This window comes from Oceanisphaera sp. IT1-181, from assembly GCF_033807535.1.
Classification (GTDB): Bacteria; Pseudomonadota; Gammaproteobacteria; order Enterobacterales; family Aeromonadaceae; genus Oceanimonas.
Genome location: NZ_CP136856.1, coordinates 2,939,629 through 2,961,984, shown reverse-complemented (window position 1 = coordinate 2,961,984; position 22,356 = coordinate 2,939,629). Strand labels below are relative to the sequence as shown.

Sequence of the window (22,356 nt, the reverse complement as noted above, 5' to 3'; positions counted from 1 at the left end):
GCCTTGTAGTCCAGTGCTTTAGCTGCTGGTTTTGTTGGTGGCCGTCTCTTAGGTAAAGAGATATCACCACGGTTTTGGGTTTTGCTACGCAAAACCGGCCGGCTAAAGCGGCCTCTACAAAGGCTGGTGGTTCACTGAGTAATGCGATTGGCCTCTGCCAAGCTAATGATGCCTTGTTGTACCTGAGCCAGTGCCGCTTGGCGCAAGGTCAGCATACCCGAGGCTACAGCGGCTCGGGCCAGCGTTAGGGAGTCGGCGCCGCTGAGCATTAGCTCCGCTAAAGTGTCATTCATGGGTAATACCTCATAAATGCCGACTCGGCCTTTATAGCCGTCGGTGCATAAGGCGCAGCCACTTGCTTGGTATAAATTTAATGCTTGGTCGTTTAGCTCTCGGTCGTTGAGTTCATGATCATGGAAATCCTGCTCATTGTTGTTAAGACTCTTGCAGCTAAGTCCCAACAAGGCTAATTGTGGCGCAGACAACACCTCTGGTTTCTTACAATGAGGGCAGAGTTTACGGGCGAGGCGTTGGGCCATGATCAGGCTGACTGAAGAGGCAATGTTGTAGGCGGCCAGTCCCATATTTCTCAACCGAGTCAGGGTGTCTGTGGCGGAGTTGGTGTGTAGGGTGGAGAGTACAAGGTGGCCGGTTTGTGCCGCCTTGATGGCAATTTCAGCGGTCTCTAAATCACGGATTTCCCCGACCATAATGATATCCGGATCTTGGCGTAAAAAGGCTCTTAGCGCTTGGGCAAAACCTAAGCCTGCTTTAGGGTTAATTTGTACCTGATTAATGCCCGGCATAATAATCTCAATGGGATCTTCGGCGGTTGAGATATTACTGCTCACCGTATTCAGAATGCTTAAGCCAGTATAAAGCGACACGGTTTTTCCGGAGCCAGTAGGGCCGGTAACCAAAATGAGCCCTTGGGATAAATGTAGTGCCTTTAAATACGCGGATTTTTGCCATTCATTAAAGCCCAGTTGGTTGATATCCAATTTAGTAATGGCGTTATCAAGCAAGCGTAACACGACTTTCTCACCGGCTTGGGTCGGCAAACTGCTGACGCGCATATCCACTGACTTGTGACGGCTTAGCTGCAATTTAATGCGGCCGTCTTGAGGGAGACGGCGCTCGGCAATATCGAGGCGCGCCATGACTTTTAGCCGCGCGGCAAAACGGTTGGCCAAATGGCTGGGAGGGGAGGCCACATCATGCAAGATGCCATCAATGCGAAAGCGGATGCGGTAAAAACGCTCATAAGGTTCAAAGTGAATATCGGAAGCCGCTTGGTGCACCGCATCTAGCAGCACTTGATGAATATAGCGTACGAGTGGCGCATCATCTTGGTCGTAGGACGTTTCTTCATCAGCACTACTTTGCAGTTCAACGAGGGCATCTGCGTCTTCCTCTGAGCTGTGAGTTAAATCGATGAGGCTGGGCTCATCACCGCGCTGTAGCTGGCTGATCAAGGCTGATAACTTAGCTTCTTCCACTAACTTAGTATCCGTAACCACATTAAAACGAAAGCTAAAGTCCTCTAACGGCTGCATATTGCTTGGATCTGACACGGCCAGATATAAGACGTTATCTTGCAAGAATATCGGCAGCGCGTGATGGCGCTCAATTAAGTCCATGCTCAGATATTGCGGCGGTAAATCTTGAGCGGCCAGGGTATTTAAGTCGAACAAGGGTAAGCCGTAATGGTGCTCACAAAATTGGGCCAACTCATGACTCGACAGTAATTTGCGCTCGACGAGCACAGTGCTCAGCGGCTTAGCTTCTTGTTGAACTTGGGTCAGGGCCAGCTCTAGCTGGCCGTCGGTCAGTAAAGAAGCGGTTAATAAACTGCGCGCTAAACCGCTGGCGTTTAGCACGTGTTGGCTGCCACGCAAGTGCCTACACTATCGGTGGGATTGTTTTTCCAAGTCACACGGCCATTGTCTTCGGTGCCGACTTGTATAAAGGTCAGGTCGTCTAGTTCGTTTGTTGCAGTGGCGGTTATGGTCCAAGAGTTTGGATTGGTAGATCCTGTAACAGCGACACTGGCTACATAATCGGTCGTAATACCGGAGTCACTTGTTTGAGCACGGGTTACGGTGTCATAGCCAACGGCGTTATTTCCTGCTGCCGTACAGTCGGAACCCCCGGTCTGTACGCAAATATCGATGGCGGTTTTGGCGGGGCCGGTAGCGGCGATCACCTCGGTAAATCTAGCGCGTTGGGTATAGGTTTGATAGGCGGGTAGGGCGACCGTAGCTAAGATTGCCACTATGGCTACCACTATCATCAGTTCGATAAGCGTAAAACCGCCGCTGGGGCGCGTGCCAATAAGCTTATTCATAATGTCATCCTTGACTGATAGAGCGTAACTTTCAGAATCGGCCAATCATTGGCCAACCGTATTGGTGCCCTTAAGATATAGCAAGGAAGCATGAAAGTGGCGAATAAGTAAGCAGTTGTGTGGTGGGGAGTGAAGGGTAATGGGTAATGGATAAAGGGTAAAGCGTGAAGGGAACAAGGCTGCAAGCTGATAGGCCATCAGCGGACAGCGCCGCCGAGCGCCTCATTTCTCTCGTATTCCCCCTTATGCTTCACCGCTTGCGATTTAAGTTTTCAATAAATCCCCAATCAAAGCCGGTGCCGGGGTCGGTTTTGCGCCCGGGGGCTATGTCGCTGTGGCCGACGATATGCTCCGCCGTAATAGCTGGGAATTGACGCTGGATAAGCTGAGTGAGTGTGGTGAGGGTTTGATATTGAGCATCGGTAAAAGAGCCGGTATCTGTGCCTTCAAGCTCGATGCCAATGGCAAAGTCATTGCAGCGCTCGCGTTCTTTAAAGCAAGACTGACCCGCGTGCCAAGCACGTTTATGCAAGGACACATATTGTACTAATTCACCACAGCGCCTGATCAAACAATGGGCCGACACTTTAAGGTGTTGAATGCCAAAAAAATAAGCATCATCATCAGGGTTCAACTGCCCTAAAAAAAGCTGGTCTATATAAGGCCCACCAAACTGCCCAGGCGGCAAACTAATGCTGTGCACCACCAATAAAGACACCTCTTGCTCTGGCCTATCATCAAAGTGTGGGGAGGGGCAGTGACGAGCGGGTTGCAACCAGCCGTCGTCTGTTAATATCAAAGCGTCAGTCATGTGAGCCTCTAGTGCCAGTCAAGTTGGCACTATAGTAAGAGGCTAAGCCCTGAATCGGCAAGTAAACAAGGCCGGTAAGTAGATAGCAGTGACAAGCAAACAGACGCGGTAAGTAAAGAGGAGCAAAGCCAGATGGGCCATGAAGTGGATACGCAACGCCGATTAGGCCGCATTATGTGGCTGATTGCTTGGGGGCTAGCACTGGCGCTATTGACCTGGTTTTTTCAGCAAAAGCTCGCCCGAGATAATAATCCTAATCAAGCAATACGTCAGTTAGATGCGCAAACCATAGTGTTGGAGCAAAATAATCGAGGTCATTATTTAGCGAGCGGGCTGATCAACGGCTTCGAGGTGGTATTTTTGCTGGATACTGGTGCTACTCAAGTCGCTATCCCTCAAGCATTAGCTGCAAAACTGCAACTGAAACAAGGGCATAAGTTAGGCCTAAATACGGCGGCCGGTACTGTTACAGGTTATGCCACCCGTATAAAAAGCCTGTCTTTAGGTCCTTTCACCTTGTACGATCTGAGTGCTGTGATTATGCCCAGTGACAGTAATGAAATACTGTTAGGTATGAACGCCTTGCGCCAATTTGAACTAATTCAACGCAACGGCCAACTGACCATCAGGCGTTGAAAGGACAGCTGGAAGCGATAAGCTGTAAGCCATAAGTTAAGTTCAACAACTTAACTGCAATAGAAACAGCCATCCTGCATCGCAGGACCAGCCGCTATAAGGTCGGTGTTTCTTTAACTGACAGCTTACGGCTTAAAACTGATCGCTCCCCGTGGGGGATAACCATAAACAGTTGAATAACAGGCTACTGCTGATACGGGAAAAAGTAATGTTGGAAAAAACTATGTTGGCACAAGAAGTCCGTTTTAATGTTACCGCAGCCCTCACCGAGGACTTGGGCGGTACCTTAGATGCTACTCGCGATATTACAGCACAGCTGTTGCCCGAGTCTGAGGAGGTAGTGGCGCATGTGATCACCCGCGAAGATGGGGTGTTTTGTGGCCAAGCCTTTACGGAAGAAACGTTTCGCCAGCTCGGCGGTGAAGTTGCGCTGCAATGGTTAGTGAGTGACGGTGATGCGGTTACTGCCAATCAACGCCTACTGACCTTAACCGGCCCGGCCCGCGCTATTATGACCGGCGAGCGTACCGCGCTGAATTTTATTCAAACCTTGTCGGGTGTGGCCACAGTCACGCGTAGCTATGTTGATCAATTAGTCGGTACTCAATGCCGTTTGCTTGATACCCGTAAAACACTGCCCGGTTTGCGGCTGGCGCTGAAATACGCGGTCACCTGCGGTGGCGGTCATAATCATCGCCTAGGCCTCTATGACGCCTATCTGATCAAAGAAAATCATATCTTTGCCTGTGGCGGTATCGACAAGGCCGTAGCCGAAGCCCGCCGCTTGCAGCCAGAAAAATCCGTGGAAGTGGAAGTCGAGTCTTTGGCCGAGCTAGAGCAAGCACTTAAAGCGGGTGCCGACATTATTATGCTTGATAACTTTAGTACCCAAGATATGCGAGCTGCGGTCGCCATGACCCAAGGTGCGGCCAAGTTAGAAGTGTCCGGTAATGTCACGCTAGACACCATCGCCAGCTTTGCTGCCACAGGTGTGGATTTTATCTCTGTGGGTGCGCTAACCAAGCATGTGCAAGCGTTGGATCTGTCGTTGCGGGTTGAAGGTTAAAATACGTGAGGAGTGAAGGGTGAGGGGTAACATATAAGAGCGATGTGCGAGCTAGACTTCCCTTCACATCTCACCTAGCGCCTTACACCTCACTATTCGCCGTCTCACTCACCACTTTTATTGCCAAATAAACAGCAACTTAACTACACTTGTCGGTTATTCTAAGTTGCTGTTTATTCTGGACTGGTCTAGCCTAGAATCTTGGCTAAAAAGCGTGGACTGTTTTTTTAGATTGTGTGCAATGAATATTAAATAATTGGACATTTTAACCTCGGAATGATACCTTTTTTTAACAGTGTCAATTGGTCTTACCAATATAAGCCGAGTTAAATGTCGAATCAGCGTATTAAGCAGCCAAAACTTGCCGACACTATCGCCGCCAAAATTGAGCAGATGATAGTAGAAGGCAGCTTACAGCCTGGTCAACGCTTGTTGCCAGAGCGGGAGCTTGCAGAGCAATACGCCGTATCTCGACCCTCGGTACGAGAAGCCATCCAATTGCTGGAAGCAAGAGGCTTGGTTTCTCGTCGTCAGGGAGGGGGCACTTATGTGCAAAACGCCCTGACTAAAGGATTAGCTGACCCGTTATTTCAGCTGTTGGCGGAACATCCAGAGTCGCAATACGACATGTTGGAGTTTCGTCATACCATGGAAGGTATCTCTGCATTTTACGCCGCCACGCGCGGCAACGAAGCTGACTTCGATACCATTCGTGGCGCACAGCTGGCCATAGTACAAGCACAAGAGCTGGGTGACCTGCCCGCAGAAGCCGCCGCTGCCGCCGAATTTTATATCGCGGTAGCGGCAGCGGCCCACAACGTGGTGTTATTACACCTGTTGCGCGCCATGCAGCCGCTGCTAGAGTCCAGTATCTTGCGCAATATCAAAATTTTAAACCGGCGCGCCGGTATGGTGGAAAAGATCCGAGTGCATCGCGCTAATCTTATCCACTGCATATTGTCTCGCGAGCCGGAACAGGCCAGAGATGCTTGTCATGAGCACCTGGCCTTTATAGAAGAAACGCTGCTCGATATTCAGCGTGAAGAGAGCCGTATTCAGCGCTCTTTACGCCGTAATAAACAGCAGGAATAACAATGCCTTCGGCAATGAAACCCATGGGCATGAGCCCCAAACGAGATAGGAAACAGCCATGTCTGATATCCTGAACAACGATGTGGATTCAATAGAAACTCAAGAGTGGCTAGACTCTCTTGAATCTTTGATCCGTCAAGAAGGACCTGAGCGCGCCCAGTACATTTATGAGCGCCTCACCACTAAAGCCATTAAAGCCGGTGTAGCAGTGGCCAGAAACGCCCACTCAGACTACGTCAACAGCATTAAGTCTGCAGACGAGACTGAGTACCCGGGTAACTGGGATCTGGAACGTCGTATCCGCGCTATTATCCGCTGGAACTCAGTGATGATCGTGCTGCGCGCCTCTAGAAAAGATCTGGACTTGGGTGGCCACATGGCTTCTTACTCGTCCAGTGCCACTATGTATGAAGTGGGCTTTAACCACTTCTACCGCGCTCGTAACGAAAAAGACGGCGGCGACTTGGTGTTCTTCCAAGGCCATATCTCGCCTGGCATCTATGCTCGTGCGTTTGCTGAAGGCCGCTTAACTGCCGCTCAGTTGGACATGTTCCGTCAAGAAGTAGACGGTAAAGGCATTCCTTCTTATCCGCACCCTAAGCTGATGCCTGACTTCTGGCAGTTCCCGACCGTATCTATGGGTCTAGGTCCATTGAACGCCATCTATCAAGCGCGTTTCTTGAAGTATCTGACTAACCGTGGTCTGAAAGACTGTTCTGAGCAGCGCGTTTACGCCTACTTGGGCGACGGTGAAATGGATGAGCCAGAATCCAAAGGTGTGATCACCATCGCGGCTCGCGAAAAGCTGGACAACCTGTGCTTCATCATCAACTGTAACCTGCAGCGCCTTGACGGCCCTGTAATTGGTAACGGTAAGATCATCAACGAGCTGGACGGTATCTTTAACGGTGCTGGCTGGAACGTGGTTAAGGTGATCTGGGGTCGTCGTTGGGACGAGCTGATCGAAAAAGATAAGACCGGTAAGCTAGTTCAACTGATGAACGAAACGGTAGACGGTGACTATCAGACCTTTAAGTCGAAAGACGGTGCCTACGTGCGTGAGCACTTCTTTGGCAAATATCCTGAGACCTTAGAACTGGTCAAAGATATGTCTGACGAAGAGGTCTTCGCCCTGAACCGTGGTGGTCACGATCCAGCTAAAATGTACGCTGCGTACAAAAATGCTGCCGAGACCAAAGGCAAGCCGACTGTTATCTTGGCCAAAACCGTTAAAGGTTACGGCATGGGTGAAGCGGCTGAAGGCAAGAACATTGCCCACCAGGTTAAGAACATGGACATGTCGTCCGTTAAGCACTTCCGTGACCGTTTCAATCTGGAAGTAAGCGACGAAGACATCACCGATCTGCCGTACATCGAAATTAAAGAAGGCACTCGTGAACACGAGTACCTGCATGCTCGTCGTAAAGCGCTGAAAGGCTACTTACCGACTCGTTTGCCTGAAAGCACAGATAAGCTGCAAATTCCTGAGCTGTCTGAGTTTGAATCATTGCTGGGTGAGCAAAAGCGTGAAGTTTCTACCACAATGGCGTTCGTGCGTGCCTTAAACATCATGCTGAAGAACAAGTCCATTGGTGAGCGCATCGTGCCTATCTTGGCCGATGAAGCCCGTACCTTTGGTATGGAAGGTCTGTTCCGTCAAATCGGTATCTACAGCCCTAACGGTCAGCAATATACTCCGCAAGACCGTGAGCAAGTTGCTTACTACAAAGAAGACATCAAAGGCCAGGTACTGCAAGAAGGTATCAACGAGCTGGGTGCAACGTCTTCATGGTTAGCCGCTGCGACTTCTTACAGCACCAACGACTTCCCGATGATTCCGTTCTACATCTACTACTCGATGTTCGGTTTCCAACGTGTGGGTGATTTGTGCTGGTTGGCCGGCGACCAACAGGCGCGCGGCTTCATGATTGGTGGTACTTCAGGTCGTACGACGCTGAACGGTGAAGGTCTGCAGCACGAAGATGGCCACAGCCATGTTCAAGCCAGCGTTATTCCTAACTGTATCACCTATGATCCAACTTATGTGTATGAAGTAGCGGTTATCGTACAAGACGGTTTGCGTCGTATGTACGGTGATAATCCAGAAAACATCTACTACTACATCACTACCTTGAACGAAAACTACCATCAGCCAGCTATGCCAGAAGGCGCTGAAGAAGGTATCCGTAAGGGTATCTACAAGCTGGACACAGTTGCGGGTAGCAAAGGTAAAGTACAGTTGATGGGTTCAGGTACTATCTTGAACGACGTGCGCCAAGCCGCCGCCATGTTATCTGAAGAGTACGGCATTGGTTCTGACATCTTCAGTGTGCCTTCATTCAACGAACTGACCCGTGACGGTCAAGACGTTGAGCGCTGGAACATGTTGCACCCAACTGAAGAAGCCCGCGTACCTTACATCGCACAAGTGATGGGTAGCGAGCCTGCTATTGCTGCCACTGACTACATGAAGAACTACGCCGAACAAGTGCGCGCCTTCATGCCTTCAGCGAGCTACAAAGTATTGGGTACAGATGGTTTCGGCCGTTCAGACAGCCGTGACAACCTGCGTCGCCACTTCGAAGTCAACAAGAACTACATAGTGATTGCTGCACTGACCGAGCTGGTTAAGCAAGGAACGCTGGACAAGAAAGTTGTTGCCGATGCCATTACGAAATACGGTATCGACGCTGATAAGATCAACCCGCTGTACGCGTAAAGGGGTAATACATGTCTAAAGATATTCTGGTGCCAGATATCGGCGCAGACGAGGTAGAAGTGACCGAAATCATGGTGGCCGTTGGCGACCGTGTTGAACTTGAGCAGTCACTGCTAACCGTGGAAGGCGACAAAGCCTCCATGGAAATACCTGCCCCAAGCGCGGGTGTGGTTAAAGAAATTAAAGTTGCTCTTGGCGACACCATCAATACCGGTTCTTTGATCATGGTATTCGAAGCAGAAGAGGGCGGCGCGGCTGCCCCTACTGCCGCGGCAGAAGCACCGGCGGCTGCAGCTCCTGCTGCACCTGCCACTGCTGCGCGCCAAGACGTAGCAGTGCCTGATATTGGTGATGACGAAGTTGAAGTTACCGAAATCAACGTGGCTGTTGGCGACACCGTTACTGAAGAGCAGACGCTGATTGGCGTAGAAGGCGATAAGGCTTCTATGGAAATCCCGTCTCCTTCCGCTGGTAAAATTGTTGAAATCTTAGTAGCCGTTGGCGACAAGGTTAAAACTGGTTCACAGATCATGGTCTTCGAAGTAGCGGGCGCCTCGGCTCCTGCCGCTTCTGCCCCTGCGGCGGCCGCGCCTACTGCTGCTCCTGCAGCGGCGAGCGCACCGCAAGCCAAAGACGTGAACGTGCCTGACATTGGCGGTGACGAAGTTGAAGTGACTGAAGTCATGGTTGCCGTGGGCGACACCGTTGAAGCCGAACAGTCTATTTTGACTGTGGAAGGTGACAAGGCGTCTATGGAAGTACCGTCACCGTTTGCCGGTGTGGTTAAAGAAATCAAGATTAACGTTGGCGACAAGGTTAATACTGGATCTCTGGTCATGGTATTTGAAGTTGCTGCTTCACCGGCAACAAGCGCCTCGGCTCCTGCCGCCAGTGCACCTGCTGCAGCCCCGGCTGCGCCAAAAGCGGCTCCTGCCGCTGCGGCACCGGCTGCTAAAGCTGAGTTCGTTGAGAACAATGCGTATGTGCACGCCACGCCTGTGGTACGTCGTTTAGCCCGTGAATTTGGTGTTGACCTGTCTAAGGTTGCCGCTACTGGTCCTAAGAGCCGTATCCTGAAAGAAGACGTGCAAAGCTACGTTAAAGGCATCATCAAGCAAGTTGCTAGTCAACCTGCCGGTGTTGCAGTAGCGGGCGGCGGCATGGCCGTGCTGGCATGGCCAAAAGTAGATTTTGCCAAGTTTGGTGAAGTTGAAGAAGTGCCAATGACGCGCATTCAGAAGATCTCGGGTCCTAACCTGCACCGCAACTGGGTAAAAATCCCACACGTGACGCAGTTTGACGAAACCGATATCACTGAGCTGGAAGAGTTCCGCAAAACGGAAAACGCCATCGCTGATAAGCAGAAGCTGGGTTATAAGATTTCCCCGCTGATCTTTATCATGAAGGCCGCTGCTAAAGCGTTGGAAGCGTATCCGAAGTTCTGTTCTTCATTGTCACAAGACGAGCAGTCTTTGGTAATGAAGAAGTACATCAACATCGGTGTGGCGGTTGATACGCCAAACGGTTTGGTTGTACCGGTAGTACGCGACGTGAACAAGAAAGGCATTCGCGAGTTAGCGATTGAGCTTGGCGAAATCTCCAAGAAAGCCCGTGACGGCAAGCTAACTGGTGCCGACATGCAAGGTGGTTGCTTCACCATTTCGTCCTTGGGCGGCATTGGTGGCACTCAGTTCACACCTATCGTGAACGCACCTGAAGTGGCCATCTTGGGCGTATCTAAGTCCAGCATCAAGCCAGTTTGGAACGGCAAAGAGTTCGAACCTCGCCTGATGCAGCCGCTGGCTCTGTCTTATGACCACCGTGTGATTGACGGCGCCGATGGTGCTCGTTTCATCACTATGATGAGTGGTGTGTTAAGCGACCTTCGTCGTTTAGCCCTTTAATGTGACAAGGTGGGCAAATGCCCGCCTTTTTACTTTCTTTTCTATTACAGAACAGTAAACTTTGGCCCGTTACAGCTGTGTGGCCGTATTGAGTCTAGGCTTTTCAGCCATGCTTAAACGGGGCTAAAAATCATAATAGAGGTCACCATGAGTCAAGAAGTTAAAGCTCAGGTTGTGGTATTGGGTTCGGGCCCTGCAGGTTACTCTGCAGCATTCCGTGCCGCCGACCTGGGGCTAGAAGTCGTATTGGTTGAGCGTTACTCAACACTGGGCGGCGTGTGTCTGAACGTGGGTTGTATTCCTTCTAAAGCGTTATTGCATATCGCTAAAGTAATGGAAGAAGCCAAGATGATGGGCAGCCACGGCGTTACATTTGCCGCGCCGCAAATCGATCTTGACCAGATCCGCACCCACAAAGAAAAAGTGATTGGCCAGTTAACCCAAGGTTTGGGTGGCATGGCTAAGATGCGTAAAGTTAAGGTTGTGAACGGCTACGGCAAGTTCACCGGCCCTAACACCATAGTGGTAGAAGGCGAGGGCGGTAACACCACCATCAACTTCGAGAACGCCATTATCGCTGCAGGTTCTCGTCCTATTCAGTTGCCTTTCATTCCCCACGAAGACCCACGGGTTTGGGATTCAACTGGTGCGTTAGAGCTGCGCGAAATTCCTGAGAAGCTGCTGGTAATGGGCGGCGGTATTATCGGCCTAGAAATGGGTACCGTGTATTACTCGCTGGGCTCTAAGATTGACGTGGTTGAGATGTTCGACCAAGTTATTCCAGCTGCTGATAAAGATCTTATCAAGATCTACACCAAACAGGTGAAAGACAAGTTCAATCTGATGCTTGAAACCAAGGTTACTGCCGTTGATGCCAAAGACGACGGCATTCACGTGACCATGGAAGACAAGAAAGGCGTGAGCAGCACTATCGTTTATGACGCCGTATTGGTGGCTATCGGTCGTGTGCCAAACGGTAAGTTGCTGGACGCCGAGAAAGCCGGTGTTACCGTCGATGAGCGTGGTTTCATTCGCGTCGACAAACAGCTGCGCACCAACGTGTCACACATTCACGCCATTGGCGACATCGTAGGTCAACCTATGCTGGCCCACAAAGGTGTGCATGAAGGTCACGTGGCCGCTGAGGTTATCTCAGGTCTTAACCACTACTTCGATCCTAAGGTGATCCCATCGATCGCTTATACCGAACCAGAAGTAGCTTGGGTTGGTGTTACCGAGAAAGAAGCGAAAGAGCAAGGCTTGAACGTTGAAGTTGCGACTTTCCCTTGGGCGGCCTCAGGCCGTGCCATCGCTTCTGACTCTGCCTATGGTATGACTAAGCTGATTTTCGACAAAGAAACCCATCGCGTACTGGGTGGTGCCACTATTGGTACTAACGCCGGCGAGCTGTTGGGCGAAATTGGTTTAGCTATCGAAATGGGTGCCGATGCCGAAGACATCGCCTTGACCATACATGCTCACCCGACTCTGCATGAGTCTGTGGGTATGGCGGCCGAGGTGTTTGAAGGCTCAATCACCGACATGCCAAACCCGAAGGCGAAAAAGAAGTAAGCTTCTTTTAACCTGAATACGCAGTAAATAAAAACGCCCAGCTTATGCTGGGCGTTTTGTTTTATGTCCATAATTTGGATTCATATGAGAGTCAACTTCTGGGGGGTGAACTAAGATAGCTGAGCGAAGGGATTTTTTAACGAATCTGGCTTCATGTTTTAATTCGTACAGCCGATATTGTTGTGTCGATAAAAATAATAACTCATCACAGGATAAAAAATTATGCTCTCTAAACTGACTCAAATAAGCGTGAGGACTAAGCTCACGCTGGGCTTTGCCTTGGTGCTGCTTGCGACGTTAATTACCGCCGTGGTGAGTTTTTATTCGCTTACTTCTGTATTAGAACGCTCTGATAAACTAGAGCGCGCCGGTAAAATTGATTTATTGGTCAGTAAAGCGCGCTTCTTTCAAAAAAACTACATGTTGATGAACGATAAAGGCCAGCTGGAGCAGGCGAGAACCCATGTGGATGAAGCCAGACTGGAGGCGGAACATTTACTACCCATGTTAACTGAGCCCAAAGATACAGGCCTTATCGACCAAATATTGATGGGCACTAAATTTTATGAAGTTGAGCTAGATAACATGGTGCAGTTTAATGAAAGTATGCAAGCCGCCATCGTCGATATCAATGCTGTGGGTAATTCGGCACAGGAAAATGCCCATCGCTTACTTGGCCGCGAAATGAGTGCCAGCAATTGGCTAAAGCAATTGGGGATTATTCGCTTAAATCAAAAAGACTTTGCGCTCGATCGACAAGCAGATCTAGGTATTCGAGTGGCGACCGATGTTACTAATTTATTAAGAGGCCTCGAGCTGCGGTTAATGGTAAAAGAAGATGCTGATATTAAAGCTATTCAAGCGAGTCTTAAGCAGTTTCAGCAATATCACGCCACAGTGACCGAGTTAATGGCTAATTTGGCGAGCACAGATAAACGCATTACCGATCACGCTATCGATATTGCCCAAAAAGCCGAGCAATTATTAGACATACAACAACAGCACATGCAGGACGATAGTGTCCAAGCTAAGTTTATTATTTTTCTGATCACTGTGATTGCGCTGGCCATGGGGGTATTGTTTGCCACCATGATCACCCGTGGTATCGTCAATCCACTGGCCTTATTAGTCAGCCAAGCGAACCGTATTGCCCAAGGCGACTTGAGCCAAGATATGCAGCATAACCGCGGTGATGAGCTGGGCAAGCTAATGGATCAGATGCAAGTGATGACTGTTAACTTGCGCCAATTAGTGGGTGACCTAAGCAATAGCTCAACGCACATTGCGGCTTCTGCTGAAGAGCTGTCTGCGGTGTCTGAGCAAAGCCGCAGTGGTGTCAATCAGCAGCGCATGGAGCTTGAGCAAGTGTCTACGGCCATGAACGAAATGGCCGCTACCGTGCAAGAAGTGGCACGCAATGCAGAAACCGCCTTTGATTCAGCTCGCACGGCTGACAGTGAAGCCGGTGATGGGAATCGCAAGGTTAACCTGGCCATAGAGCAAATAGGTAAGTTGTCCGCAGATATTGGTGAGTCATTGCAGACGATTAATCAGCTTGAAGCCGAAAGCGTGAATATCGGTAGCATCTTGGATGTGATCAAAGGCGTGGCTGAACAAACTAACTTGCTGGCCTTAAACGCGGCGATTGAAGCAGCACGCGCCGGCGAGCAAGGTCGTGGCTTTGCGGTGGTGGCCGATGAAGTACGAGCATTAGCCCAACGTACGCAAAAGGCCACGGCCGAAATTGAAATCTTGATCAAAGGTCTGCAAAAGAAAGCCCAAGAATCAGTGCTGATGATGGAAGAAAGCTCGGCGATGGCGAGTGAAGCAGTCACTATTGCCAACGAGGCGGGGGAGTCGATTCATAAAGTTACCCGTTCTGTTTCTGATATTCAGCAAATGAATAATCAAATCGCTACTGCCGCCGAGGAACAGAGCACGGTCGCCGAAGAAATTAACCGTTCGGTATTTAGCATTCGCGAAGTCTCGGACCACTCCGCCGCCGCTACCGAGCAAACTGCCGCCAGCAGTAATGAATTGGCCCGCCAAGGCAGTGAATTACAACGCCTGATTGGTCGCTTTCAATTACCGTAACTTAACGGCGTAAAGCACCCAGCGCCGAGCTAAACCCAAACACCCGCACCTCAACCGGCGGGTGTTTTTTGTAGTGTGCCGTATCTTCGGTGGCACTCTAGGTTAGTTTTTCATTCACATTAAAAATTTAACATTCAACATTGCGCGAAGCGTGTAGCTACCACTTGAGCTAACTCCCCCCTACAATGACAGTCCCTGCTGTTGTTGAGTGTTGGTTACCATGCGCCTTTATCTGTTGTGTTTATTATTAGGGCTCAATGCCAGCGTCGCTTATGGCCAAGTACAAGCTGTGTCTGTACCTGTGGTCGATAACGGCGCGCCTGAGCCTCTAATGACTCAACGCCCGAAAATCGCCTTGGTGCTCAGCGGCGGTGGGGCTAAGGGTGCAGCACACATCGGCGTGATCAAGGTATTAGAAGAGCTGCGTATTCCTATTGATATCGTCACCGGCACCAGCATGGGCGCCTATATCGCTGGCATGTATGCGCTCGGTTTAGATGCAGATGAGCTGGAAGCACAAGTATTAGCGCTGGACTGGAATCAAGGTTATCAAGACAAAGTGGGGCGTGATGAGCTTTCGTTACGCCGTAAGCGGCAAAATGATGAATTTTTACTGCGCACCGATATTGGTATTAATACCGATTGGAAACTGAGCTTACCCGGCGGCTTTTTTCAAGGTCAGGGCATGGGGGCTCTGCTGCGCCAAAGCACCTTAAACTTGCCGGGCTTACAGAGCTTCGATGACTTGCCCATCCCGTATCGGGCCGTGGCCACTAATATGGAAACCGTGACGCCGGTTATTTTAAAAGAAGGCCATTTGGCCACAGTGATGCAGGCGTCCATGTCAGTACCCGGCGTGCTACAGCCCGTGGAGATCAATGGCCAATTGTTAGCTGATGGCGGCGTGGTCAATAATATGCCGGTCGATGTGGCTCTGGAGCTGGGCGCCGACATCATCATCGCGGTCGATATTGGCGATGCCATGTTATCCCGTGAGCAGTTAGACGGCGCACTGGCCATGGTCAGCCAGCTTACTAATTACCTAACCCGCTCTAGTACGCAGCGCCAAATTGACCAGCTCACCCCCCAAGATGTGCTGCTTACTCCAAACATTGATGGCATAGGGTTAGGTGATTTTCAGCTGATGCCTGAAGCCATTACCCGCGGTGCACAAGCTACGCGTGCCATGCAGTCAAAATTGCAACCCTTGGCTTTAAACGAGGCCGACTACTTTGCTTATCAGTCTAATAAATTAGACAGGCGTGCCCAGTTACAGCGCTCAGATGCGGTGTATTTAGACCGAGTAGAGGTCAGTAATGACTCTAAGCTCAGCGAGAAAACCATTCGTGATGTGCTGGGCCTAGTGCCGGGGCAGTTTCACCAATCTCAAGAATTAGAAGAGGGGGTGCGCCGGCTGTATGCGCTGGATGCTTTTGAACGGGTGAGCTATCGCATTGAAGAGCAAGCCGGCGAGCAAGTGTTAACAGTGAAAACCAATGAAAAAGGCTGGGGGCCGGGCTTCGTTGATTTAAAATTTGCGCTGGAAGATGATTTTTCTGACCGGGCTAACTATGAAATTGGCGCGCAATTTAGGCGCACTAATATTAATACGCTGGGCGGCGAATGGTTAGTGGAAACCACCTTTGGCAGTAATAAGCTGCTGGCCAGTGAAATTTATACGCCAATCGTGTCCGATTATGATGCCTTTTGGAAGCTGCGCGGCCAGTACGAAAAAAAGTCGCGGCAGTTTTATTTTGATGTGGATGATCCGCAATATGAGCTGTTTCGCCCACTCACCAGTCTAGATACGGACTATACCACTTGGAGCCTCAATACTGAGCTGGGTTATAACTTGCAACCTTGGCGAGAGTTGGCGCTGGGTGTGCAAGGCTTGGTGGGAGATATTGAAGCGCGCAATGTAGAGCAAAATCTGGACGTCGGCTCTGTTGGCCCTTATTTGCGCCTCAGCCATGACACCTTAGATAATGTGTTTTTCCCCACTCAAGGCACGGCGCTGGAAGTTAAGTTAGGTTATTTTCGCAATAGTCAAACCGCCAACGGCCAGCACGACAGTACTACTGGGCTTGATTATGAGCTGGAATGGCTGAGTCCGTATCAGTTTGATCGCCACACCTTGGTCAGTAAGTTTGCCTTGGGCGGCTCCAACGTCGAACAAAGCTTGCCGATATTTGCTCGCAGCTTAGGCGGCTTATTTAATCTCTCCGGTTACCAGCGCGACCAGCTGAGTGGTCGCTACAGCGGCTTTGCCGGTTTGCTCTATCACTATCGCTGGTTTGATAATGATTTTGGCGCCTTTCGCTCGCCGGTTTATTTAGGCAGCTCGTTGGAGCGAGGCGGGGTGTGGAACAAGGGCACTGACGTAAGCTGGGAGTCGGCGCTTACCGCTGGCAGTGTCTTTATCGGCGTGGATACCAACTGGGGCCCCTTGTATTTGGCTTATGGCCAAGGTGAAGGAGATAAGAGCAGCCTTTATCTTTATTTCGGTAATTTATTTAGTTTTTAAGCTGTGTGGGAGAGGAGTGAAGGCTAAAGAGCAAAGCGTGAGGAAAAGGAGCTACAGCCAAAGATAAAGTTTTGAGCTCCATTGTTAAAATGGCAGCGAGCGGAACAATATTTGCTGTATCAACAACGACTATGCATCGCTGAATACTGCACAATCACGTCCGCTGGCTTTAGCACGATAAAGCGCGTCATCTGCATTCTTTAACCAGCTATCTTCCGTCGTCCCCGGCACCCAAGCGGTAACACCAAATGAAACGGTTACTTCTTTGCCATCGGGTGTTTTCAACTCTTTTTTAATAGCGGCTCTAAGTGTAGAGATAAATGCCTGCTGGTCTTTAATCTCGGGGATTAAAAGTACAAACTCTTCTCCGCCAAATCGATAAAAACGATCGTATTTACGAATATTCGCATTAGTAATGGTCACCAGATCTTTGAGTATCTGATCGCCAGCAACGTGGCCAAACTTATCATTTACCATTTTGAAATGATCCAAGTCTAAGATGGCTAACATATAGGGCGTAGCGTTACGCTCGGCGACAGACAACGCTTGTGCTATATCCGTGCTTAACGCGCGCCGATTAAAGGCTCCTGTTAGTGCATCAATGGTATTTAGCCTCTCTAGCAAGCGAAATTGTGTCTCAGTGCGGCTGGCATAGGCAAAGGTCGTCACTGACACCATTGAAACGGTCACCACAAAGGACATCAGCGGAACAACGTCAAAAACATTAGGCACAAATACGCACGCCAGCGTTAAAGCGGCATTTAAACCCAGCGCTTCTATGGGCCTTACCATAAAAAAAGTACTGGCAATCACAGGATAAACCCATAAAAAACTATCAACGCCATTCGTCATTACAATGGCATATACACCACCATTGATAAATGCGGCCACTAGCCAACTCACCACCCGCGTTTTCTTAGTGCGAACGGCATAACCCACTAACGTTGTGATGCCCAGTACCAAAACTAAATCAATAATCGCAGCTATGATATTGCCTTGCAGGTAACGGAAAATTGCAAAGGGAGTAATACCCAACACAGATAGCACTCCGAGTAACGACAGTACCGAAAGCCGAAATTTTTCCTCTAGCTGATTATTCATAATGCCCTCGGAGTAAAAATTATTCTGACAATCAGAATGGCATATAACCTCACTAATATTTTTACACACCTAATAATGTAAAAAATACTGGGTTTACGATCTAACATAACAAATAAATAATCTTTTAGCGTTCAGTGCTAGCTGGCTTTAACTTACGGCGTGCAGAATGCTGCGTACAGACTAGGGGGCAAGGCTTGAGCGGATCTGTGAAGTAATCGACAGAACTGTGCTGCTTTAGGTTATAAAACATGGGTTCAATCGCGATACTGTGTAAGCGAGCTGGGGCTAGATTTTAATTTAGCGTTAAAACTTATATACTAGCGCCACGTCCGCTGAGGGGTTAACGCTAGGCCTTACCCTACAGGCCAAGCCCCTTAACAAGGATATTACCGCCAAGATGGCGAATGATAATAAGAGGATACAGTCGTGCTTGAAGCCTATCGTAAACACGTCGCAGAACGTGCCGTTGAGGGTGTGGTTGCCCAACCCCTTAACGCTGAGCAAGTTGCCGCTTTGGTTGAATTACTTAAAAATCCTCCCGCGGGCGAAGAATCTTTTCTTTATGAATTACTTTCTACCCGCATCCCACCCGGTGTGGATGAAGCCGCTTATGTTAAAGCTGGTTTCTTAGCAGCGGTCGCTAAAGGTGAAGTGAGCTCACCGGTTGTTTCTGCGGCCCAAGCCACCGAATTACTCGGCACCATGCAGGGCGGTTACAATATCGCGCCTTTGGTTGAGCTGTTAGAAGTTGAGGCCCTAGCGCCCATTGCTGCCACAGCACTGAGCCACACCTTATTGATGTTTGATGCTTTTCACGACGTGGACGAAAAAGCCAAGGCCGGTAATGCCTTCGCCAAGCAAGTGATGCAGTCTTGGGCCGATGCCGAGTGGTTTTTAGAGCGCGCGCCTTTGGCTGAAAAAATCACCATGCGGGTCTTTAAAGTACCCGGCGAAACCAACACCGATGACTTGTCGCCAGCACAAGATGCGTGGTCACGCCCGGATATTCCGCTGCACGCGCTTGCGATGTTGAAAAACTCCCGTGAAGACATAGTGCCAGATGAAGACGGCGTAATCGGCCCGATCAAAGAGCTAGAAGCCTTAAAGGCTCAAGGTTTCCCATTAGCTTACGTGGGTGACGTGGTAGGCACCGGTTCTAGCCGTAAATCTGCAACTAACTCAGTGCTCTGGCACATGGGTGACGATATTCCGTTTGTGCCTAATAAGCGCGCCGGCGGTATTTGTATCGGTAATAAAATTGCGCCAATTTTCTTCAACACCATGGAAGATGCCGGCGCGCTGCCCATCGAATGTGATGTGGATAAACTGAATACCGGTGATGTGATCGACATTTATCCGTATGAGGGCAAAATCTGCGCTCATAACAGCGATCAAGTGTTAAGCACCTTTACCTTGAAAACCGAAGTGCTGCTTGATGAAGTCCGCGCCGGTGGCCGTATTCCTTTGATTATCGGTCGTGGTTTAACTGACAAAGCGCGCACCGCGTTAGGCTTAGACACCTCAACTGTGTTTAAGCGCCCAGCGGCGGTAGTAGAGTCGAGCAAAGGCTTTACCTTGGCTCAGAAAATGGTCGGCAAGGCCTGTGGCGTGAAAGGCGTGCGCCCTAACCAGTATTGCGAGCCAAAAATGACCACGGTCGGCTCACAAGATACCACCGGCCCTATGACCCGTGACGAGCTAAAAGACTTGGCTTGCCTTGGCTTTTCTGCTGATTTAACCATGCAGTCGTTCTGTCATACCTCGGCCTATCCAAAGCCGATTGACGTGAACACTCACCACACCTTGCCAGACTTCATTATGAACCGTGGCGGTGTGTCACTGCGCCCGGGTGATGGTGTAATTCACTCTTGGTTAAACCGCATGTTGCTGCCGGATACCGTAGGTACCGGTGGTGACTCGCACACCCGTTTCCCGATTGGTATTTCCTTCCCTGCGGGCTCAGGCTTAGTGGCCTTTGCGGCAGCGACCGGCGTGATGCCGTTGGATATGCCAGAGTCGATTTTGGTGCGCTTTAAGGGTGAAATGCAGCCGGGTATCACGCTGCGTGACTTGGTGCACTCCATCCCTTACTTTGGCATTAAAAATGGTCTGCTGACCGTGGCTAAAGCCGGTAAAGTCAACGAGTTCTCCGGTCGGATCGTCGAAATTGAAGGTCTGCCAGAGCTGAAAGTTGAGCAAGCCTTTGAACTGGCCGATGCGACGGCCGAGCGCTCTGCTGCTGGTTGTACCATTAAGCTTGGCCAAGAGCCGATTGCCGAGTACTTAAGCTCGAATATCGTAATGCTCAAGTGGATGATTGCCGAAGGTTACGGCGATCGTCGTACCATAGAGCGTCGTATTCAGGGCATGGAAGCATGGTTGGCTAATCCTGAGTTGCTGGAAGCGGACGCAGATGCAGAATACGTGCATGTGCTAGAAATCGACATGAGCGACATTAAAGAGCCGATTCTGTGTGCACCTAACGATCCCGATGATGCACGTTTATTGTCTGAAGTAACCGGTGAAGTCATCGATGAAGTCTTTATTGGCTCTTGCATGACCAATATCGGCCACTTCCGCGCCGCCGGTAAGTTGTTGGATAAATACACCGGCCAGCTGCCAACTCGCTTGTGGGTGGCACCACCGACCAAGATGGACAAAGATCAGCTGACCAGCGAAGGCTACTACGGCATCTTTGGCCGTGTGGGCGCGCGGATTGAAACTCCGGGTTGTTCACTGTGTATGGGTAACCAGGCACGGGTAGCTGATAACAGCACGGTAGTGTCTACCTCGACGCGTAACTTCCCGAACCGCTTAGGTAAAGGCGCCAACGTGTACTTGGCCTCGGCCGAGCTGGCCGCAGTCGCCGCCATTCATGGCAAGCTACCGACCGTTGCTGAGTATTTGGCGTATGCAGAGCAGTTAAACGCCACCGCCGCCGATACCTATCGTTACTTGAACTTTGATCAGTTAGACAGCTATGTGGAAAAAGCCGATACGGTGATCTTCCAGCAAGTTATCTAAGTTTTTCGTTAGTTCCAAAACGCGTTAAAGCCAGCCCTTCGAGGCTGGCTTTTTTTATGGGCGGCTTTTGCCTGCTGGCCGCTCGTCCGGTATGTCTCGCATCCATGCTCCTGCGTAGATGTGTGCCTTGACCTTGTAGATACTCTGTTGGACGTCAAGATTTTATATGCTGTTCACTGAACAATAACGTCGAATCAAACGGCGTTTCTGTCTTCATACAGGCCCACAAGCCAGTGAGATATTTTCTCATTATCGCGCACTGAGCCTGTATCTTTTTCTTGCCACGTGAGACCAACGCCTCTGAAAATGCTTTGGCCCTGACGTCGTGCTGAGCTGCACACATCGCTGGCATATATAATGCCGAGCGAAGGTACGCATTACCTGCTTTACTGAGCCGTGCAGGTCGGTTAACACTTGTTCCTGACTGCGTGAGACGCACATCAAGCCCTGCAAATCGACTAACTTGTGGCGCTTTTAAATCCTTAGGTAGGACGCATAATTCAGCCAACACAATGAGTGCTGTTGCCCTTCCTACGCCCTTCGCAGCAGACATATTCTTTAAATGCAGAGAAAGTATTTCTGACTCTGCAATTAACGCGAGGGCGGCCTGCGTCAGACGGTCAATACGCCGGCTTAGCATATCAATCCCGTCCTCCTCATCCTCGATTATCATCGGCATCGTTGCCTGTTTGGCTTGCAACGCATGCAACCGGTTCTTCGCTTGGGTGCGTGTACCAGTGAGGCGGTTAATCTGCCTACCGATGTCCCGCAGGCCAAGGTGGCTCTCGCTTGGTGGTGTCCAGAGTCGAGGCTCCATACGCTCACCGTACTCAGCCAACAGGGCCGAGTCGATACCATCGGTCTTGCTTCCCGTCAGCTTAAGCGTAGCAAAGTGATGGAAGCTTTTGGGGTTAATAACGGCGACGGGTAATCCTGCTTTTACCAAGGCGACGGCCAAGTCAAAATAGTAAATTCCCGTCGCTTCCATCACGATAAGAGAAGCCGTTTTAGCCAGGAGTCGTTTGACTGCTTTGGCGTGCCCTTGGGGTGTTTGTTTGAACTGCTCAACTTTAGATGACCGACCATTACTTCTCATCACGAGGTCAAATGTTTTAGCTGCAATATCAATCCCCACAAAGACGTTCATGGCCTTTCCTTTAAGCAATGGTTTGTTAGATAATGGTCACTGGTTCCTCGACCTCGTACTTTATGCAACCTCAACCTTGTGATGCGAAGTCCGATTCTTATCGGCTTCCTGATACTCTTCGAGCTTTGCAATGAGGCGGGGAGCCAATCTACAAACGAGGTCAGTAAATACTGCCTCCAGGTGCCAACGGCTTCCCCAGTAACTGTTAAATACTCTATCAATTCATCTGACTTAAACATACAAGGTCAAATGTTTTAGCTGCAATATCAATCCCCACAAAGACGTTCATGGCCTTTCCTTTAAGCAATGGTTTGTTAGA

Annotated in this window: 14 protein-coding genes; 9 read left to right on the top strand and 5 right to left on the bottom strand. The window is 50.0% G+C overall.

What is annotated here, in order from left to right:
• Window positions 1-131: 131 nt before the first annotated feature.
• The 3 genes from pilB to ampD all read right to left on the bottom strand — a co-directional run bounded on the left by pilB (window position 132) and on the right by ampD (window position 3,158).
• Window positions 132-1,880 carry a type IV-A pilus assembly ATPase PilB gene (pilB, locus tag R0134_RS13060; RefSeq protein WP_319782395.1) on the bottom strand — a complete coding sequence of 583 codons (1,749 nt, stop codon included), beginning with the start codon at window positions 1,878-1,880 and terminating at the stop codon, window positions 132-134.
• Window positions 1,874-2,347 carry a pilin gene (locus R0134_RS13055; RefSeq protein ID WP_319782393.1) on the bottom strand — a complete coding sequence of 158 codons (474 nt, stop codon included), beginning with the start codon at window positions 2,345-2,347 and terminating at the stop codon, window positions 1,874-1,876. The genes pilB and R0134_RS13055 overlap by 7 nt, the downstream gene beginning before the upstream one ends.
• Before the next feature lie 250 nt (window positions 2,348-2,597).
• Window positions 2,598-3,158 (bottom strand): 1,6-anhydro-N-acetylmuramyl-L-alanine amidase AmpD, encoded by a 561-nt coding sequence (gene ampD, locus R0134_RS13050; RefSeq protein ID WP_319782392.1) that lies wholly within the window; start codon window positions 3,156-3,158, stop codon window positions 2,598-2,600.
• A gap of 132 nt (window positions 3,159-3,290) precedes the next feature.
• Between ampD and R0134_RS13045 the strand changes: the two genes are divergently transcribed.
• From R0134_RS13045 to R0134_RS13010, 8 genes are all read left to right on the top strand, one after another.
• Window positions 3,291-3,794 carry a TIGR02281 family clan AA aspartic protease gene (locus R0134_RS13045; RefSeq protein WP_227875147.1) on the top strand — a complete coding sequence of 168 codons (504 nt, stop codon included), beginning with the start codon at window positions 3,291-3,293 and terminating at the stop codon, window positions 3,792-3,794.
• Between the two features lie 223 nt (window positions 3,795-4,017).
• The gene (gene nadC, locus R0134_RS13040) at window positions 4,018-4,860 is read left to right on the top strand and encodes a carboxylating nicotinate-nucleotide diphosphorylase (protein ID WP_319784371.1); all 843 of its coding nucleotides are present in this window, start codon (window positions 4,018-4,020) and stop codon (window positions 4,858-4,860) included.
• A gap of 330 nt (window positions 4,861-5,190) precedes the next feature.
• The gene (gene pdhR, locus R0134_RS13035) at window positions 5,191-5,952 is read left to right on the top strand and encodes a pyruvate dehydrogenase complex transcriptional repressor PdhR (RefSeq protein ID WP_319782391.1); all 762 of its coding nucleotides are present in this window, start codon (window positions 5,191-5,193) and stop codon (window positions 5,950-5,952) included.
• A 58-nt stretch (window positions 5,953-6,010) separates the two neighbouring features.
• Window positions 6,011-8,671 carry a pyruvate dehydrogenase (acetyl-transferring), homodimeric type gene (gene aceE / locus R0134_RS13030; RefSeq protein ID WP_319782390.1) on the top strand — a complete coding sequence of 887 codons (2,661 nt, stop codon included), beginning with the start codon at window positions 6,011-6,013 and terminating at the stop codon, window positions 8,669-8,671.
• Between the two features lie 11 nt (window positions 8,672-8,682).
• Window positions 8,683-10,575 carry a pyruvate dehydrogenase complex dihydrolipoyllysine-residue acetyltransferase gene (gene aceF / locus R0134_RS13025; protein ID WP_319782389.1) on the top strand — a complete coding sequence of 631 codons (1,893 nt, stop codon included), beginning with the start codon at window positions 8,683-8,685 and terminating at the stop codon, window positions 10,573-10,575.
• 147 nt (window positions 10,576-10,722) lie between these two features.
• Window positions 10,723-12,147: a dihydrolipoyl dehydrogenase gene (gene lpdA / locus R0134_RS13020; RefSeq protein WP_319782387.1), complete on the top strand. Its 1,425-nt coding sequence runs from the start codon at window positions 10,723-10,725 to the stop codon at window positions 12,145-12,147.
• Between the two features lie 222 nt (window positions 12,148-12,369).
• The gene (locus tag R0134_RS13015) at window positions 12,370-14,241 is read left to right on the top strand and encodes a methyl-accepting chemotaxis protein (protein WP_319782386.1); all 1,872 of its coding nucleotides are present in this window, start codon (window positions 12,370-12,372) and stop codon (window positions 14,239-14,241) included.
• 331 nt (window positions 14,242-14,572) lie between these two features.
• Complete coding sequence (locus R0134_RS13010; protein WP_413641465.1) at window positions 14,573-16,765, top strand: patatin-like phospholipase family protein; 2,193 nt, start codon at window positions 14,573-14,575, stop codon at window positions 16,763-16,765.
• Window positions 16,766-16,894: 129 nt separating this feature from the next.
• Here R0134_RS13010 and R0134_RS13005 read toward each other — a convergent pair whose 3' ends face one another.
• Window positions 16,895-17,866 (bottom strand): GGDEF domain-containing protein, encoded by a 972-nt coding sequence (locus R0134_RS13005; RefSeq protein WP_319782383.1) that lies wholly within the window; start codon window positions 17,864-17,866, stop codon window positions 16,895-16,897.
• A gap of 426 nt (window positions 17,867-18,292) precedes the next feature.
• Here R0134_RS13005 and acnB point away from each other — a divergent pair, with 426 nt between their 5' ends.
• Entirely contained in the window at window positions 18,293-20,890 is a 2,598-nt protein-coding gene (gene acnB / locus R0134_RS13000; protein ID WP_319782382.1) for a bifunctional aconitate hydratase 2/2-methylisocitrate dehydratase, read from the top strand.
• Window positions 20,891-21,044: 154 nt separating this feature from the next.
• Here acnB and R0134_RS12995 read toward each other — a convergent pair whose 3' ends face one another.
• Entirely contained in the window at window positions 21,045-22,037 is a 993-nt protein-coding gene (locus tag R0134_RS12995) for an IS110 family transposase (protein WP_319781583.1), read from the bottom strand.
• Window positions 22,038-22,356: the final 319 nt, after the last annotated feature.

What these genes read in the sequence shown, in the direction of transcription:
- R0134_RS13055 (WP_319782393.1), bottom strand. Translation starts at nt 2,347, where the DNA reads ATGAATAAGCTTATTGGCACGCGCCCCAGCGGCGGTTTTACGCTTATC.
- ampD (WP_319782392.1), bottom strand. Translation starts at nt 3,158, where the DNA reads ATGACTGACGCTTTGATATTAACAGACGACGGCTGGTTGCAACCCGCT.
- R0134_RS13045 (WP_227875147.1), top strand. Translation starts at nt 3,291, where the DNA reads ATGGGCCATGAAGTGGATACGCAACGCCGATTAGGCCGCATTATGTGG.
- nadC (WP_319784371.1), top strand. Translation starts at nt 4,018, where the DNA reads ATGTTGGCACAAGAAGTCCGTTTTAATGTTACCGCAGCCCTCACCGAG.
- pdhR (WP_319782391.1), top strand. Translation starts at nt 5,191, where the DNA reads ATGTCGAATCAGCGTATTAAGCAGCCAAAACTTGCCGACACTATCGCC.
- aceE (WP_319782390.1), top strand. Translation starts at nt 6,011, where the DNA reads ATGTCTGATATCCTGAACAACGATGTGGATTCAATAGAAACTCAAGAG.
- aceF (WP_319782389.1), top strand. Translation starts at nt 8,683, where the DNA reads ATGTCTAAAGATATTCTGGTGCCAGATATCGGCGCAGACGAGGTAGAA.
- lpdA (WP_319782387.1), top strand. Translation starts at nt 10,723, where the DNA reads ATGAGTCAAGAAGTTAAAGCTCAGGTTGTGGTATTGGGTTCGGGCCCT.
- R0134_RS13015 (WP_319782386.1), top strand. Translation starts at nt 12,370, where the DNA reads ATGCTCTCTAAACTGACTCAAATAAGCGTGAGGACTAAGCTCACGCTG.
- R0134_RS13010 (WP_413641465.1), top strand. Translation starts at nt 14,573, where the DNA reads ATGACTCAACGCCCGAAAATCGCCTTGGTGCTCAGCGGCGGTGGGGCT.
- R0134_RS13005 (WP_319782383.1), bottom strand. Translation starts at nt 17,866, where the DNA reads ATGAATAATCAGCTAGAGGAAAAATTTCGGCTTTCGGTACTGTCGTTA.
- R0134_RS12995 (WP_319781583.1), bottom strand. Translation starts at nt 22,037, where the DNA reads ATGAACGTCTTTGTGGGGATTGATATTGCAGCTAAAACATTTGACCTC.